13 protein-coding genes are annotated in these 16,596 nt (G+C 65.2%); 6 read left to right on the top strand and 7 right to left on the bottom strand.

The window, feature by feature from the left end; all coding sequences use genetic code 11:
- Positions 1–96 precede the first annotated feature (96 nt).
- Positions 97–594, bottom strand: coding sequence for a MarR family winged helix-turn-helix transcriptional regulator (locus tag ACSKB8_RS12425; RefSeq protein ID WP_018644966.1), 498 nt, complete (start codon positions 592–594; stop codon positions 97–99).
- Positions 595–720: 126 nt separating this feature from the next.
- On the opposite strand from ACSKB8_RS12425, the gene gstA reads away from it, so the two are divergent.
- Positions 721–1,335, top strand: coding sequence for a glutathione transferase GstA (gstA, locus tag ACSKB8_RS12420; protein WP_438104358.1), 615 nt, complete (start codon positions 721–723; stop codon positions 1,333–1,335).
- A 241-nt stretch (positions 1,336–1,576) separates the two neighbouring features.
- Positions 1,577–1,885, top strand: a complete 309-nt coding sequence (locus tag ACSKB8_RS12415; RefSeq protein WP_438104356.1) for a hypothetical protein — start codon at positions 1,577–1,579, stop codon at positions 1,883–1,885.
- Between the two features lie 360 nt (positions 1,886–2,245).
- On the opposite strand, the gene ACSKB8_RS12410 is transcribed toward ACSKB8_RS12415, so the two are convergent.
- The 4 genes from ACSKB8_RS12410 to ACSKB8_RS12395 form a co-directional block, all read right to left on the bottom strand.
- The gene (locus ACSKB8_RS12410; protein ID WP_438104354.1) at positions 2,246–4,459 is read right to left on the bottom strand and encodes an FAD-dependent oxidoreductase; all 2,214 of its coding nucleotides are present in this window, start codon (positions 4,457–4,459) and stop codon (positions 2,246–2,248) included.
- Positions 4,460–4,635: 176 nt separating this feature from the next.
- Positions 4,636–5,844 carry an acetyl-CoA C-acetyltransferase gene (locus ACSKB8_RS12405; protein WP_438104352.1) on the bottom strand — a complete coding sequence of 403 codons (1,209 nt, stop codon included), beginning with the start codon at positions 5,842–5,844 and terminating at the stop codon, positions 4,636–4,638.
- Positions 5,845–5,901: 57 nt separating this feature from the next.
- Entirely contained in the window at positions 5,902–7,692 is a 1,791-nt protein-coding gene (locus ACSKB8_RS12400) for an acyl-CoA dehydrogenase C-terminal domain-containing protein (protein WP_438104350.1), read from the bottom strand.
- A 101-nt stretch (positions 7,693–7,793) separates the two neighbouring features.
- Positions 7,794–8,177, bottom strand: coding sequence for a nuclear transport factor 2 family protein (locus ACSKB8_RS12395; protein ID WP_438104348.1), 384 nt, complete (start codon positions 8,175–8,177; stop codon positions 7,794–7,796).
- 196 nt (positions 8,178–8,373) lie between these two features.
- Here ACSKB8_RS12395 and ACSKB8_RS12390 point away from each other — a divergent pair, with 196 nt between their 5' ends.
- The 4 genes from ACSKB8_RS12390 (at position 8,374) to ACSKB8_RS12375 (ending at position 14,720) form a co-directional block, all read left to right on the top strand.
- Entirely contained in the window at positions 8,374–8,961 is a 588-nt protein-coding gene (locus tag ACSKB8_RS12390) for a PadR family transcriptional regulator (RefSeq protein ID WP_438104346.1), read from the top strand.
- Between the two features lie 357 nt (positions 8,962–9,318).
- Positions 9,319–12,720: a hypothetical protein gene (locus ACSKB8_RS12385; protein WP_438104344.1), complete on the top strand. Its 3,402-nt coding sequence runs from the start codon at positions 9,319–9,321 to the stop codon at positions 12,718–12,720.
- Between the two features lie 315 nt (positions 12,721–13,035).
- Positions 13,036–13,953, top strand: coding sequence for a sulfite exporter TauE/SafE family protein (locus ACSKB8_RS12380; protein WP_370987800.1), 918 nt, complete (start codon positions 13,036–13,038; stop codon positions 13,951–13,953).
- Entirely contained in the window at positions 13,953–14,720 is a 768-nt protein-coding gene (locus ACSKB8_RS12375) for a TIGR02186 family protein (RefSeq protein ID WP_438104342.1), read from the top strand. The genes ACSKB8_RS12380 and ACSKB8_RS12375 overlap by 1 nt, the downstream gene beginning before the upstream one ends.
- Before the next feature lie 108 nt (positions 14,721–14,828).
- On the opposite strand, the gene ACSKB8_RS12370 is transcribed toward ACSKB8_RS12375, so the two are convergent.
- Both ACSKB8_RS12370 and ACSKB8_RS12365 read right to left on the bottom strand, forming a co-directional pair.
- Entirely contained in the window at positions 14,829–15,602 is a 774-nt protein-coding gene (locus tag ACSKB8_RS12370; RefSeq protein ID WP_438104341.1) for an MBL fold metallo-hydrolase, read from the bottom strand.
- Between the two features lie 12 nt (positions 15,603–15,614).
- Positions 15,615–16,526 carry a DMT family transporter gene (locus ACSKB8_RS12365; protein ID WP_438104339.1) on the bottom strand — a complete coding sequence of 304 codons (912 nt, stop codon included), beginning with the start codon at positions 16,524–16,526 and terminating at the stop codon, positions 15,615–15,617.
- Between the last annotated feature and the right edge of the window lie 70 nt (positions 16,527–16,596).

Genomic DNA, 16,596 nt, shown 5'->3' with positions numbered 1-16,596 from the left:
AAACTCTAATCAAAAAAGCGCTTCGACCGAACGCGCGGGTGACGGGGAGGGTCCGCGAACCCGCCGGGCGCGCGGACGTGCTGGTTTGCCGCGCGATCATCGCGACGGTGTGCTTTCGTTGACGTTGGCGACGGGCGGCAATTTCATCTCGCCGCACGAGCAGCCCAGGCGATCGAGCAGACCACTGAGCTTGACGGCGTCGGCATCCGATAGTTTCGAACCGACATATTTCTCGATTGCGGCCGAATAAGCGCCCCACATCCGCTTCTGCAACTCGCGGCCGGCTTCCGTGATCTCGACGAACTGGCCGCGCTTGTCGATCTTGCATTCGCGCCGCGAGGCGAGGCCTTCGTCGACCAGACGGTCGATCAGCCGCGAGGTCGAGTATTGCGGGATCAGCATCTGGCGTTCGAGCTCCACCGGCCGCAGCTCGCCAGAGGGGGCGCGGGACAATTCGAGCAGCGCGTCATACCAGGCGAGCGGCGGGAACCCCGCTTTCTTCAGGTCCTGCTCGACACAGTCGAGCACGCGGCTCTGCACCCGCATCAGGCGGATCCAGGCCGAAGTTGCCTCGGTCGATGGTTTGCGTTTCATGGTCGCGCTCAAGCTCGTCGCCCGCTCTTTACCTCACTCGATGCACCTGCATCAATCTTGACTATTTCATGCAAGCGCATGTAGTCGTTCTTTCGCCCCCACCAAGCGTCACGAGAAGGAAATTCCATGAAACTGTACTATTCGCCCGGCGCCTGCTCCCTGTCCCCCCATATCGCGCTCCTGGAAGCCGGCCTGCCCTATGAGCTGGTCAAGGTCGATATCCGAGCCAAGAAGCTCGAAAATGGCGAGGATTATCTGAAGCTGAACCCCAAGGGCCAGGTTCCTGCGCTGGGCCTCGATAACGGTGAGATCGTGACCGAAGGCCCCGTGATTGTCCAGATGATCGCCGATCAGGCATCAAGCAAAGCGCTGGCCCCCGCCCGCGACAGTTCCGAGCGCTACAAGCTGCTCGAATGGCTCAACTTCCTCACCTCGGAGGTGCACAAGAGCTTTGGCCCGCTGTTCGCCCCGGCGCTGAACGACGAGGCCAAGGCCTTCTTCAGGGATCGCGTCATGGGCAAGCTGAAATATATCGACAGCCAGCTCGCCGGCCGCGACTACCTCATGGGCAAGCAGTTCACGGTTGCCGACGGCTATCTCTTCACGATGCTGACCTGGGGCGACCGGATGAAGTTCGACCTCTCGGCGATGCCCAACCTGACCGCCTACAAGGCCCGCGTCGCGGCGCGGCCGCAGGTGCAGGAAGCGCTGAAGAAGGAAGGATTGGTCCAGGCAGCGTAAGTCCAGACCACAACAGGCGAGATGATAAAGAGCCGGATCGATGATCCGGCTCTTTTGCTTGAACCGCTCGGGGAAACCCGGAGGTTCGAGATATCTCGATATCAATTTTACGAGCATTGTCGGAGTTAACAATAACTCCGCCTTGCGTGCTCGGCGGAGGTCACCATCCTTGTGAGAGCAATCCGGTTGGCTCTACTTCAGCTAGGGCCCGCGATGCGGGCCCCCGAACTGGGAAGCTCTCGTGACAACCGTACTCCTCCTCTTGCTCGCGAGTGCAATCACTGGGTTAGCGACGGGGCTATTCTTCCGAGTCTGGGCTTTGTCGCTGGTCTCGCCGGCGACCGCGATCCTTGCCGCAACCGTCCTTCAGACCTCAGGCTTCGGATTTTGGACCGGCATTCCGATCGTCGTCGGCTGTCTTGTTGCCGGCCAGCTTGCCTATCTGGCGGCGACGTTCCACCTGCACAGAGGGAAGCTCTCAATGCAGGACGAGATCGACGGCGAACCAGGCGAGCATAGCCATCGCCATATCGAAGAAGAGAACGAGTAGGGCCAGGCCGGCCCACGAGGGAATTTTTCTGCGCCGCCGCAGGAGCCCGCGGCGCGGCCACAGCCGACCCATCAGAATAGCGGCGCGTGTCTTATCGCAACGCCGGCTGCGCTGTCTTGGGACACCGTCGGGATCATTGCGAGACACCTTCAATGCTAATGGTCATCCGGTGATTCATTAGCAAGATCGGTGCCAGTGCAGAGCGAGCGTGGCTGACGGAAAATAAAAAAGGCCGGATCGATGATCTGGCCTTTTGTGTCTGCGTAGCCCGGATGGAGCGAAGCGCAATCCGGGTAACTCAGCATCCGCGGAGATGCTGTCCCGGATTTCGCTTTCGCTCCATCCGGGCTACAGGCTCTTTTAGGCCGCCGCCTTCTTCGGCGCGAAGCGCCCGTAGAAAGTCTCGCCCTTCGCCGCCATCTCTTCCAGCAACTTCGGCGGGGTGAAGCGCGAGCCGTATTTGGCCTCTAACTTGTGGCAGAGCTCGACGAACTTCTTCGTGCCCATGAAGTCGATGTAGGACAGCGTACCGCCGGTGAACGGCGCGAAGCCGAAGCCGAGGATCGAGCCGACGTCGGCCTCGCGCGGATCGGTGATGACGTGGTCCTCGACCGTGCGCGCGGCTTCCACCGCCTGCACCACCAGGAAGCGCTGCTTCAGCTCCTCGACGTCGAGCGTATCAGGGTCGAGCTGCTTCGGCTGCAACGCGGACAGGCCTGGCCACAAACTCTTCTGACCCTTGCCCCTCTCGGGATAGTCGTAGAAGCCCTTGCTGTTCTTGCGGCCGAGCCGGCCCTGCTTCTCGACCATCTCGACCATCAGCTTCTTCTGGTCGGGGTTGATGGCGTTGGGGCCGAGATCGGCTTCCGTCGCCTTCATGATCTTGAGGCCGAGGTCGAGCGCGACTTCGTCCGACAGCGAGAGCGGGCCGACCGGCATGCCGGCCATCTTGGCACAGTTCTCGATCATCGCCGGCGGCACGCCTTCGAGGAACATCTCGTTGCCTTCGGCGACGTAGCGGCCGACGCAGCGGTTGGCGAAGAAGCCGCGGCTGTCGTTGACGACGATCGGCGTCTTGCCGATCTGCCGGACGTAATCGAGCGCGGTCGCGAGCGCGACATCGCCGGTGTTCTTGCCGAGGATGATCTCGACCAGCATCATCTTCTCGACCGGCGAGAAGAAGTGGATGCCGACGAACTTGCCCTGGTCCTTGAAGCTCTCGGCCAGCGAGGTGATCGGCAGCGTCGAGGTGTTGGACGCGAAGATCACGTCGGGCTTCAGGTATTCCTGCGCCTTGGCAAAGGTCTCCGCCTTGACCTTGCGGTCCTCGAACACGGCCTCGATGACGAGGTCGACGTCCCTCAGCGCGGCATAGTCCGCCGTCGCCGTGATGCGCGCGAGCAGCGCTTCGGCATCGCCAGGCTTGGCGCGGCCTTTCTTGATCTGCTCCTCGATCACCTTCTGCGCATGCGCCTTGCCCTTGTCGGCGCTCTCCTGGTCGCGGTCGATCAGAACGACGTCGAGGCCGGCACGGGCCGAGACGTAGCCGACGCTCGCGCCCATGAAGCCGGCGCCGATCACGGCGATCTTCTTCACCTTGGTGGGCGGCACGTTCTTCGGACGGCGGGCGCCCTTGTTCAATTCCTGCATCGACAGGAACAGGCTGCGGATCATCGCAGCCGCTTCCTTCGAGCGCAGCACCGAGGTGAAATAGCGCGACTCGACGCGCAAGGCGGCGTCGATCGGCAGCTGCAGGCCCTCATAGACGCAGCTCATGATCGCGCGCGCGGCCGGATAATTGTCGTAGGTCTCGCGGCGATAGATGGCATTGCCGGCCGGGAACATCATCATGCCGGCCTTGGAGAACACCGGGCCGCCGGGGAGCTTGAAACCCTTCTCGTCCCAGGGCGCGACCGCTTTGCCACCGCCCTTGATCCAGTCCTTGGCCGCCTTGATGAGATCGGCGGCGGGAACGATGGCGTGGATCAGGTTCAGCGCCTTCGCTTTCTCCACCGTGACAGGATCGCCCTTGAGCAGGATCGTCATCGCGTCCTGCGGCGGCACCAGACGCGGCACGCGTTGCGTACCGCCGGCGCCGGGGAACAGGCCAACCTTGACTTCGGGCAGGCCGAGGCGGGTCTTGGGATTCTCCGCGGCCACGCGATAGTGGCAGCACAGCGTGATCTCGAAACCGCCGCCGAGCGCGAGGCCGTTGATCGCGGCCGCCCATGGCTTGCCGGAGGTTTCGATCGAGCGCAGCACCTGCGAGAAGCGGCGGCTCTGGTCGAACAGCATCTGGTTCGCCGCGGTCTCGCCCTGCTCCTTGAAGAGCTTTGCGTAGGCCTGGTTCATGCCTTCGAGCATCGAGAGGTCGGCGCCGGCGCAGAATGCTTCTTTCGCCGAGGTGATGACGACGCCCTTCACCGCAGCGTCTGCCGTGGTCGCCTTGACGATGGCGTCGAGCTCGCTGGTCGAAGTCTCGTCGAGCACGTTCATCGAACGGCCCGGGATGTCCCAGGTGACGAGCGCGATGCCGTCGGAATTGGTCTCAACCCTAAAGTTCTTGTACGACATGTTGGTTGCTCCTCGGTGCCGCAGCCGATGCCAGGCGCGGCGGTTGGTGGGGATCTCGTAGGGTGGGTTAGCCGGAGGCGTAACCCACCACTGTCTTCCTCCGCGGAAACAGAAGAGGTGGGTTACACCGAGCAGATGCGCTTCGCGCATCTGCTCGGCTAACCCACCCTACGCAGTTACACCCGCTCGATGATGGTCGCGGTGCCCATGCCGCCGCCGATGCACAGCGTCACCAGGGCGGTGGACTTGTTGGTGCGCTCGAGTTCGTCGAGCACGGTGCCGAGGATCATCGCACCGGTCGCCCCGAGCGGATGGCCGAGCGCGATCGCGCCGCCATTGACGTTGATCTTGGCGTTGTCGATGTCGAAGGCCTGGATGTAGCGCAGCACGACGGAGGCGAAGGCCTCGTTGAGCTCGAACAGGTCGATGTCCGACTTCTTCATGCCCGAGCGCGCAAAGAGCTTCTCGGTGACGTCGACCGGACCGGTCAGCATCATCGCCGGCTCGGAGCCGATATTGGCGAAGGCACGGATCTTGGCACGAGGCTTCATGCCGTATTTCGCACCCGCCTCCTTGCTGCCGAGCAGAACGGCGCCGGCGCCGTCGACGATGCCCGAGGAGTTGCCGGCGTGGTGCACGTAGTTGACGCGCTCGATCTCCGGATGCGACTGCAGCGCGACGCCGTCGAAGCCGCCCATCTGCGCCATCATCGTGAACGCGGGCTGGAGCTGCGCCAGCGACTGCATCGTCGTCGAGGGACGCATGTGCTCGTCCTTGGCGAGGATGGTGAGGCCGTTGATGTCCTTGACCGGCACCACCGACTTGTTGAAGCGGCCCTCGTCCCAGGCCTTGGCCGCGCGCTGCTGGCTCTGCACCGCGTAGGCATCGACGTCGTCACGCGAGAAACCGTATTTGGTGGCGATCAAATCGGCCGAGACGCCCTGCGGCATGAAATAGGCCGGCACCGCCATCGACGGATCCATCGGCCAGGCGCCACCGGAGGCACCGATGCCGACGCGGCTCATCGATTCGGCGCCGCCGCCGATCACCAGCTCATGCTGGCCGCTCATCACCTGCGCGGCGGCAAAGTTCACGGCGTCGAGACCTGAGGCACAGAAGCGGCTGATCTGCACGCCGGGCACGGCGTCGCCGAGACCGGCCTTGAGCGCTGCGAAGCGCGCGATGTCGGAGCCCGCCTCGCCGACGGGATCGACCACGCCGAGCACGACGTCATCGACGGAATCCTCAGGCAGGTTGTTGCGGTCCTTCAGCGCCTTCAGCGGCACGGTGGCGAGCGCGAGCGCCGTGACTTCGTGCAGCGCACCGTCCGCCTTGCCGCGGCCGCGCGGGGTGCGAACGTGGTCGTAGATGAATGCCTCAGGCATGACGCCCTCCTGATGTGATGTTTCGAGAACGATTGGGAGCGGGCAGCGGTAGCAGGCTCAGAACGCTTCCGCCGGCAATTCCATGATGGTGGCGCAGCCGGCCTGGATGCGCGCGAGATTGGCGGCTGTCTCCGGCAGCATCCGCTCCATGAAGAAGCGGCCGGTGACGAGCTTGGTCGAGAGATAGGGCGTCGCCCCGCTCTCGGCAATCTTCGCCTGCGTCACCTTGGCCATCTTCGCCCACATGTAGCCGAGCGCAACGAAGCCGAAGAGATGCAGGTAATCGGTTGCGGCAGCGCCCGCATTGTCCGGCTTCGCCATCGCGTTCTGCATCAACCAGGTGGTGGCCTGCTGGAGATGACCGAGCGAGGTCGAGAGCGGGGTGATGAAGGGTTTCAGCGCCTCGTCGCCGCCGTTCTCCTTGGCGAAGGCCATGACCTCGCCGAAGAAGGCCATGATGGCGCGGCCGCCGTCGCGCGGCAGCTTGCGGCCGACCAAGTCGAGCGCCTGGATGCCGTTGGCGCCTTCATAGATCATCGCAATACGCGCATCGCGCACGAACTGCTCCATGCCCTGCTCGGCGATGTAGCCGTGGCCGCCATACATCTGCTGCGCCTGCACCGCATTGGCGAAACCGTAATCGGTGAGGAAGCCCTTCAGCACCGGCGTCATCAGGCCCATGTGGTCGTCGGCGGCCTGGCGGTCCTTGGGATCCTCGGAGCGGTGGGCGACGTCGCTCTTCAGTGCGGTCCAGATCACGAAGGCGCGCGCGGCCTCGTTGAAGGCGCGGATCGAGAGCAGCGTGCGACGCACGTCGGGATGCACGATGATCGGATCGGCTTGCTTGTCCGGCGCCTTGGCGCCGGTGAGTGCGCGACCCTGGATGCGCTCGCGGGCATAGGCGACCGCGTTCTGATAGGCGACCTCGGACTGCGCGAGGCCCTGCACGGCGACGCCGAGGCGAGCCTCGTTCATCATCACGAACATGCCCTGCATGCCCTTGTTCTCTTCGCCGATCAGCCAGCCGGTGGCGTTGTCGTAGTTCATCACGCAGGTGGAATTGCCGTGGATGCCCATCTTGTGCTCGATCGAGCCGCAAACCACGCCATTGCGCTGCCCGACCGAACCATCGGCATTGACCAGGAATTTCGGCACCACGAACAGCGACACGCCCTTGATGCCGGCGGGCGCGCCCTCGATGCGGGCGAGCACGAGGTGGATGATGTTGGAGGCGAGGTCATGCTCGCCGGCCGAGATGAAGATCTTGGTGCCCGTGATCTTGAAGCTGCCGTCGGCCTGGCGCACCGCCTTGGTGCGCAGCATGCCGAGATCGGTGCCGCAATGCGGCTCGGTCAGGTTCATGGTGCCGGTCCATTCGCCGGCGACCATTTTCGGCACGTAGATCTGCTTCTGTTCGGGCGTGCCGTGCACCAGCAATGCCGCGGTCGCGCCCATGGTGAGGCCGCCATACATCGAGAACGCCATGTTGGCGGAGATCTGGAATTCGTTGACTGCCTGGCTCAGCGTCACCGGCAAGCCCTGGCCACCATATTCCGTCGGCGCCGACAGACCGAGCCAGCCGCCCTCGACGACCTGCTTGAAGGCGTCCTTAAAACCCTTCGGCGTGGTGACGCTGCCGTCCTCAGTGCGCTTGCAGCCTTCGAGATCGCCGACACGGTTGAGCGGCTGCAGCACCTCTTCGGCGAGCTTGGCGGCCTCGCCGAGGATCGCCTCGCGCACGTCGCTCGACGCGTCCGAGAAGCCCGGCAGATTGTCGTAGCGATCGATCTGGAAGACGTCGTTGAGCAGGAAATTCACGTCTTCGACAGGGGCTTTATAGATCGGCATGGCGTTCTCCCGGCATGGGGCTTGAAGTGGCGATGTTGACGTGATTCCTGCGGCGCAGCCTTGCCCGCGAGCTTAGCGGGTTCTGCAACCTGAGGGCAGTGTCATGATTGGGCGGCAAGCTGCTCCGCCATCAGGCGATGCAGCATGTTGATGGCCTTGAGCGGACGCACCATCACCTTGAAATGGGTGATGCGTCCTTCGCTGTCGAAGCTGATGATGTCGACACCGTTGATCTCGATGCCGTCGATGATGGTCTTGAATTCGAGCACGGCGCCATTGTCGCTGCGCCATTCACCGACATAGGTGAAGCCGGGGCCGCCGAGCACCTTCTCGGCGCTGGAGAGGTATTTGAAGGTGATGTCGCGCCCGCGCTGCGGGGTGTGCACGACGGGGCTTTCGAACACGGCATCCGGGTGCAGAAGGTCCCAGAGCGCGGCGCGGTCATGAGACTTCATGTAGGCGTACCAGGAATTGAGGCCGGTCATTCTCAGGTGCCTCCCTAGGGCAAGGGCATAAATGCGAAAACAACCCCATGCACAGTAGCGAGAAGGTTGATTCCGCTGGATTTTCAGTCGGGGTCTTGGGCCCCGTCCGCAAGCTGCCTCATATGCACATTGACGCATATGCGCCGATGCGCATAAAGTCAAGCAGGTTGGTCAGACCTAAGAAGGGAGGCCGGTCATGGCGCTCGGCGACGCAATCCTCGCATGCCTGACGGAACGTCCGATGACGGGCTACGAGCTCGCCAAGACGTTCGATTCTTCGATCGGCTTCTTCTGGAAGGCCGACCACCAGCAGATCTACCGCGAGCTCTCCAAGCTGCGTGACCGCGGCTACATCCAGGGCCGCGAGGTCGTGCAGACAGGCAAGCCGAACAAGCTGGTTTATACGCTCACCCCCGAGGGCAGAACAGCGCTGCGGCACTGGGCCGCGCGCCCCAGTACGCCGGCTTCGACCAAGGACGACCTGTTGGTCCGCCTCCATGCGCTCGACAGCATCGACATCGAGCCGCTGCGCACCGATCTGATGGCCCGGCTGGAGCACCACCGCGACCGCCACGCCAATTACGAGCGCATCCTGAAGAAGCGTTTTCCGGACGGCACGGCGGAGGGCAGGCTCGATCTCGGCAATCTGCTCCTGCTCCGCTTAGGGGCCCGGCACGAGCAGATGGTGGCCGATTTCTGCGAGGAGGCGCTGGAGGCGCTGTCGGCGATGAGCGGCAAGGCAACGGTGGTGCCGCTGGAAGACGGCGAGCGCGAGAAGGGCTGAGGGCTGGCGAGCCTCGAACTCTCACCACCGTCTCCGCTGTCATCGCCCGCGAAAGCGGGCGATCCAGTATTCCAGAGGCGGCGCGGCTGGAATCGAGAAACCGCGGTGTACTGGATGTCCCGCTTTCGCGGAGCATGACACCGGTTGTTTGGCGGCCGGACGGGCACCACAACAACACCCCCGCCCAACTTTAAGACACCCGCGCCGGCGTTCCTTAACCCGTTATTTACCGTAACAGGAAAAAGTCGGTTTTCGAGGCAGACGACCTGCGCCAAATTCGGTTGTGTTTACAACCGGGCACGCGTGGGGAGGCTGGAGGCGCCGGGTGGGGCGCCGGAGTCGGAACCGGACAGAGTCATGAATTCGCGCGTATCGTGGAGTGTTGACGGCATCGATCCCTCCGTCCGGGAGCGGGCCGAGGCTGCTGCGCGCAGAGCCGGCATGTCACTCAACGATTGGCTGAACTCCACGCTCGGCGAGACAGCGCCACCGAACTTTCGCGCGCCGTACGACCAGCGTCCGCACCACATCCCGCAAGGACCGAGCCAGGAAAGCCGCGAAGTCGCCGACATCCACCAGCGGCTCGACGCGATCACCCAGCAGATCGAACGGATTTCAAAGCCCGTCCAGCGCCAGGATACTTCGCGGCAGGACATGTCGCGCGAGCAGGGCGTCGCGCGCCAGCTCAACGATGCGATCTCGCGGCTCGATGCGCGGCTGTCGCAGATCTCGAAGCCGCAGCCGCAGCAGCCTCAGGCCCAGCGGTCGCCACCGTCACCGGTCGAGACGCGCCAGCGCCAGGCCGATGCGGTCGAGCGCGCGGCAGCCCAGGTCTATCGCAATTCGCCGCCCCTGAGCCCCGCGTCCTTCGACGTCGCGGTCGCCGAGATCACGGCGCGGCAGAGCGAGCTCGACGGCTTTACGCCCAGGCAGATGCCGCCACGCGCCGCGCCGTCGATTGCGCCGATGGCGGCGCCACCCGCCCCCGCCTACGCGCCGCCGCCCCCGCAGCCGGGGCCGGATTTCTCGTCGCTCGAGCGCCATCTGCTCAAGATCACGAGCCAGATCGAGTCGCTCCAGCGCCCTGACAATACCGAGCAGGCGATCACCGCCTTCCGCAGCGAGCTTGCCGAGATCCGCCACGCCATCACCGAGGCGATGCCGCGGCGCGCGATCGAATCGATCGAGAACGAGATCCGCTCGCTGCACCGTCGCATCGACGAGACCCGGTCCAACGGCACCGACGGCCAGGTTCTCTCCGGCATCGAGCGCGCGCTGTCCGACATCAAGCAGGTGCTGCGCACGCTGACCCCGGCCGAGCAGCTCACCGGCTACGACGAGGCGATCCGTAATCTCGGCGCCAAGCTCGATCTGATCCTGCGCGCCAATGACGATCCTTCGACGGTGCGCCAGCTCGAAGACGCGATCTCGGCGCTGCGCAGCATCGTCTCCAACGTCGCCTCCAACGAAGCGCTGGCGCGTCTGTCCGAAGACGTGCAGCTGCTGTCGTCCAAGGTCGACCAGATCACCCGCGCCTCTGGCCCCAGTGACAGCTTCGCGGTGCTGGAGCAGCGCATCGCGGCGCTCACCGCCGCGCTCGAGACGCGGGAGCGGCCTCAGCCGTCCGAGAGCACCGAGCATCTGGAAGCTGCGATCCGCGCGCTGTCGGACCGCTTCGACCGCATGCAGGTCGGCAACGACTCGGCCTCGACCTTCGCCCATCTCGAGCAGCGCGTCTCCTATCTGCTGGAGCGGATCGAGACCGCCTCCGATCCGCGCAGCGGCAATTTGAGCCGCGTCGAGGACGGGCTGCACGACATCCTCAGGCACCTGGAACGGCAGCAGGCGACCTATTCCGCGCTGGCCGAGAGCCGCAGTTCGGCGCCGCCTGCCGATTCCGGCGTGGTCGATCTCGTCAAGCGCGAGCTCTCCGACATCCGCTTCAGCCAGGCCGAGACCAACCGGCACACGCAGGATTCGCTCGAAGCCGTTCACAACACGCTCGGTCATGTCGTCGACCGCCTCTCCATGATCGAGGGCGATCTGCGCGCGGTGCGCACCGCGCCGCCCGCCCCTGCGCCGCGGATGCCCATGGCTGCCCCGATGGAGCCCGCTCCGATGGAGCCCGCGCCGATGGCGCGCGAGCCGCGGCCGCCACAGCAGCAGCCGAAATACGATCCGAAGCCGGAGCTTCCGAATCCGGCCGCCGCGCAAGCCGCCTTCGTCGCCGCGCCGCGCGAATTCCATGCCGCTGCCGCTGCCGGGCCACCGCCGGTGCCGGCGGCACCGCAAGTCACATCATCCTTGCCGCCGCGCGCGATCAGCGAAATCCTGGAGCCGCACACCGCGCCTGCGCGGGCTGCGCTGGCGCCGGAATTGCCGCCGGATCATCCGCTCGAGCCGGGTACACGGCCGGGTGGACGCGTCGCCACGCCATCGGAGCGCATCGCCGCCTCCGAGAGCGCGATCAGTGGAATTCCCGCTGCTCCGAAGGAGCCGGTGTCGTCGTCGAGCTTCATTGCCGCCGCGCGCCGCGCCGCCCAGGCCGCCGCCGCGCAGCCGGAAAAGACTGGCCGCGCCGCCAAGGCCGGGGCCGATCGCTCCAAGGACAAGGGCAAGGACGGCGGTTCGACCATCACCGCGAAGATCCGCTCGCTGCTGGTCGGCGCGAGCGTGGTCGTGATCGTGCTCGGCACCTTCAAGATGGCGATGAACCTGCTCGATGGCGGCAGCCCGCCGCCGGCGCCGCAGGCCATGGAGAATACGTCGAGCCAGCCCACCCCGCTGGCTCCGCCGCCCGCGGTCGAGACCAAGCCCGCTACGCCCGAGCAGGTCACGCCGTCGATGACCTCGCCGACGCCGATCGGACGGCAATCCCAGAACAATGCCGCGCCGACGCCGACCGCCAATCCGGGCAGCTCGGCCTCGGTCGAAATCCCGCCCGCGCCTGCCGCGTCCCCGCCGCCGCCTGCCTCCAGCGACGTCACCGGCGCGCTGTCGGGCACGAGCCGTGCCAAGCTCGGCCTCATCCAGGTGCCGCCGAGCGAGAAGCTGCCTGACGGCATCGGCGGCCCGGGCCTGCGCACCGCCGCGATGAAGGGCGATGCAACTGCGGCCTACGAGATCGGCGTGCGCTTTGCCGAGGGCAAGGGCGTGACTACGAACTACGATGAAGCCGCCAAATGGTACGACCGCGCGGCGCAGGCCGGCGTCGTGCCCGCGACCTTCCGCCTCGGCACGCTCTATGAGAAGGGCCTTGGCGTGAAGAAGGGCGCCGACATCGCCCGCCGCTACTACACGCAGGCCGCCGAGCGCGGCAACGCCAAGGCGATGCACAATCTCGCGGTGCTCGATGCCGATGGCGGCGGACGCGGCGCCAACTACAAGAGCGCAGCGCAGTGGTTCCGCAAAGCCGCCGACCGCGGCGTCGCCGACAGCCAGTTCAACCTCGGCATCCTCTATGCCCGCGGCATCGGCGTCGAGCAGAACCTCGCCGAATCCTACAAATGGTTCAGCCTGGCAGCGGCCCAGGGCGATGCGGATGCGGCCGGCAAGCGCGACGACGTCGCCAAGCGTCTCGACGCGCAATCGCTCGCCGCCGCCAAGCTCGCGATCCAGACTTTTAGCGCCGAGCCGCAGCCCGACGATGCCGTCAATGTCGCGACGCCCGCCGGCGGCTGGGACAGCGCGCCGCAGGCGAGCGCCAAACCCGCACCGAAGCCGGTCGCGACCAAGCGGTCGGCGTCAGCGGCGCATTGAGAGCGGTCGCTCAGGCGTTTCTGACGACAAATCTCTCCAGGTCGTCCTGGCGAAAGCCAGGACCCATTACCACAAGCAGTCGTTGTTGAAGCAGGCTGTAGCCACAGCTTGCCACGATAACAGCCCGTCGGGGTAATGGGTCCTGGCTTTCGCCAGGACGACGTTTGAGAGCTAGGCGCCTCGACGAACATTCACCACGCCCAAAATTCCTGATCCACCCTGCGGCGAATTCCGCTATTGAGGGGGCAGCAATCGTTCCGACCTTCCCGCGAGCAATCCGCGTTAGTCGATCCGTCCCGCCCGGCGCGTGGTTCAATGCAGCTTTACCTTCCGATCGCCGATCTTCCGGTCAACGTCTTCCTGGTGCTCGCCATGGGCGCCGCGGTCGGCTTCGTGTCCGGCATGTTCGGGATCGGCGGCGGCTTCCTGATGACGCCGCTGTTGATCTTCATCGGCATCACGCCGGCGGTCGCAGTTGCCTCCGTCACGAGCCACATCGCGGCCTCGTCCTTTTCCGGCGCACTGTCCTATTGGCGGCGGCGCGCGATCGATCCGGCGCTGGCGAGCGTCCTGCTCTGCGGCGGCGTGACCGGCACGGCGCTGGGCGTGTGGACCTTCACCCAGCTCCGCGCGCTCGGCCAGCTCGACCTGATGATCGCGCTCTCTTACGTCGTGCTGCTCTCCACCGTCGGCAGCCTAATGTTCTCCGAAGGCCTGCGCGCCCTGATGCGGACGCGGCGCGGCGCGGTGCCGCCGCGCCGCACGCATAACTGGATCCACGGCCTGCCGCTGAAGATGCGGTTCAAGCGCTCCAAGATCTACCTGTCGGTGATTCCCGTGGTGGTCGTCGGCATCGTGATCGGCTTCATCGGCGCCATCATGGGCATCGGCGGCGGCTTCATCCTGGTGCCGATCATGATCTATCTGTTGCGGGTGCCGACCTCGACGGTGATCGGGACCTCCATGGTCCTCACCCTGGTCACGATGCTGTTTGCGACCATGCTGCACGCAGTGACCAATCACCTCGTCGACGCCGTGCTGGCGCTGATCCTGATGGTCGGCGGCGTCACCGGCGCGCAGTTCGGCGCCCGCGCCGGCCAGAAGATCCGCGGCGAGCAGCTGCGGCTGCTGCTGGGCCTGTTGATCCTCTCGGTCGGGGTCCGCTTCGCGATCGAGCTGGTGATCCGGCCCGAGGACCTCTTCACCATCCGTGAGCTGGGAGTGAGCACCTGATGCGCGCGCTTCTCGCCCTGCTTCTCGTCCTGCTGCTCGGCTCGGCCGCGCGCGCCGAGCGACTGATCGTATCGGTCTCCAACCACCGCGTCACGGTGACGCCGAACTATTCCGGCGAGGAGCTGGTGCTGTTCGGCTCGGTCGAGAAAGATGCCACGACGCCGGCCGACCGCACGGCTTACGATCTCGTGGTCACCGTGATGGGCCCGCGTGCCGACATGGTGACACGGCGGAAAGAACGCACCTTCGGCATCTGGATCAACACCGACTACCGGCAATTCCTGCAGGTGCCGAGCTATCTGGCGCTGTTCGCCAACCGTCCCTTCGACGCCATCACCTCGCCCGAGATCGCGCGCCGGCAGCAGATCGGGCTCGACAACGTGCGGCTGACCCAACGGGTCAGCGGCGACTATGCCGACGTGGTGCCGAACGACGCGTTCCGCTCCGCCTTCATCCGCCTGCGCACCCAGCACGGCCTTTATCGCGAGGATGCGAGCGCGGTGACGTTCCTGACGCCGACGCTGTTCCGCACCGGCATTCCGCTGCCGGCGGAGGTGCCGATCGGCACCTATGAAGTGGAGATCAAGCTGTTTGCGAACGGCGCGTTCATCGGCAAGACCGAGACCGCCTTCGAGATCGTCAAGGTCGGCTTCGAGCAGTTCGTCGCCACCACCGCGCGGCAGAACGGGCTGATCTACGGCCTCGCCACCGCGGCGATGGCGCTGATGACGGGATGGATGGCATCGATCGTATTCCGGAAGGATTAACGGCATACTCCGTCATTGCGAGCGAAGCGAAGCAATCCAGACTGCCGCCACGGAGGGATTCTGGATTGCTTCGTCGCAAGGGCTCCTCGCAATGACGACGTGGCAAAATCACGGCGCCTCGATCACCGTCGGCACGCCTGGCTCCAGCAGGCGTAGCCGCGTCCCGAAGCCAAGCACGTCGAAGGTCTTGCGCAGATCCTCGCTGTTCTGGCGGAAATGCGCCCAGCCTTCGGTGTGCACCGGCACGATCATCGCATCGGGAAAGGCACGCGCGGTCTCGATGGTATCGTTGGTGTCCATGGTGAGATGAAACGGCCCGCGCGTTTGCGCCGCGCCCGCGAAGGGCAGCACCACCCCGCATTTGAAGCGGTGCGCGACTTCGGCGACGCCGTCGAACCAGGTGGTGTCGCCGCTGATATAGACTGGACGCGTGTCCTTCCGGCTCGACGACACCACGAAACCGATGACATCACCCGACAGCGGCTCGATACCGGCCGGGCCGTGGCGCGCGGGCGTCGCGGTGATCGTCAGCGTATTGCCGTCGCCGTCCCTCACATGCGCGGCGCTCCAGGGCGCAAGGCCCTCGACATGGCCGCCGAGGCGCTTGGCGCCCGCCTCGGTCGTCAGCACGCGCTTGACCTTGAAGAGATATTCGCGGCCGGAATTGTCGAGATTGTCGGAATGCTGGTCGTGGCTGAGCAGCACCGCATCGACCGGGCCGATCGCGTCGGGCCTCACTGCAGGTCCGATCGTCTTCTCCAGCCTCACGTGCGGCAGCTGATAGGCACCGGGCGCATCGAAGGTCGGGTCGGTGAGCAGGCGAAAGCCGTCGATCTCGATCAGCGCCGTGGGGCCGCCGATCAGGGTGATGGAAACGGGCATGATGAACTCCTGTTACGACGCGGGCTTTGCCGGCCGCGTCACCAGATAAATGCCGAGCGCGACTGGAATGATCCCGAGCAAATCGCGGGCCTCGACGTGTTCGCCGAGCACGATGAAGGCGAACAGCATGCCGAGCGGCGGCATCAGGAAATGATAGCTGCTTGCCGCCGTCGCTCCGCACACTTTCAGGAGATGAAACCAGAGCAGGTAGGCGAGGATCGAGCCGCCGAGCACGAGGAAGGCAAAGGCGCCGACCAGGCTCGGGGTGAGCACGATCGCGTGAACATCGGCAAAGGTGAGCGCGACCGGCGCCAGCACGATACCGGCGGCGATATTCTGGATGCCGTTGCCGATCCACAACGAGCCCTTCGGCGCGAGCAGCTTGAACAGGATGGTGCCGGCAACGATCGAGGCCAGCGAAGCCAGCGTGAACAGGATGCCGTGCAGGCTGTCGGTACCCACCGACAAACGGTGCCAGACGATGAAGGTGACTCCGATGACGCCGAGCAGCAGGCCCGCCGCCTTGCGCCAGGTCATGCCTTCGCCGAGCAGCAGCGCGGCGAGCGCAGCCGTGAACACCGGATTGGCCGACACGATCAGCCCGCCGAGGCCGGCGGAGACCGATTGCAGGCCGGTATAGCCAAGCCCGAGATAGAGTGCGTTGTTGGCGATGCCGAGCACGGCGAAGATCGCAACGTCGCGCCAGGACAGCGACCAGCCGTCGCCGCGAATCCAGGTCGCGCCCAGGATCAGAATGCCGGCGAGCGAGAAGCGCGCGGCGAGCAGGATCAATGGCGGGCAATAGGTGACGCCGATCTTGCCGGCGACGAAGGCGTAGCTCCAGAGCAGGCAGAACAGGCCGATAGTGAGCGGAAGCGGATTGAAACGGCTGCGGGGGACGGCGATCGATGGGGCGAGCGACATGAGAGCATTCTCCTGGAGCCCTCGATATAGGAACACGGCTTGTCATTTGGAAATTAAATGATTAACTTCT

The sequence above is a fragment of the Bradyrhizobium sp. BR 1432 genome (genome assembly GCF_051547705.1).
GTDB classification, from domain to species: domain Bacteria; phylum Pseudomonadota; class Alphaproteobacteria; order Rhizobiales; family Xanthobacteraceae; genus Bradyrhizobium; species Bradyrhizobium zhanjiangense.
The sequence above is the reverse complement of the archived record's forward strand: the minus strand, read 5'-3'. Positions and strand labels throughout refer to the sequence as shown.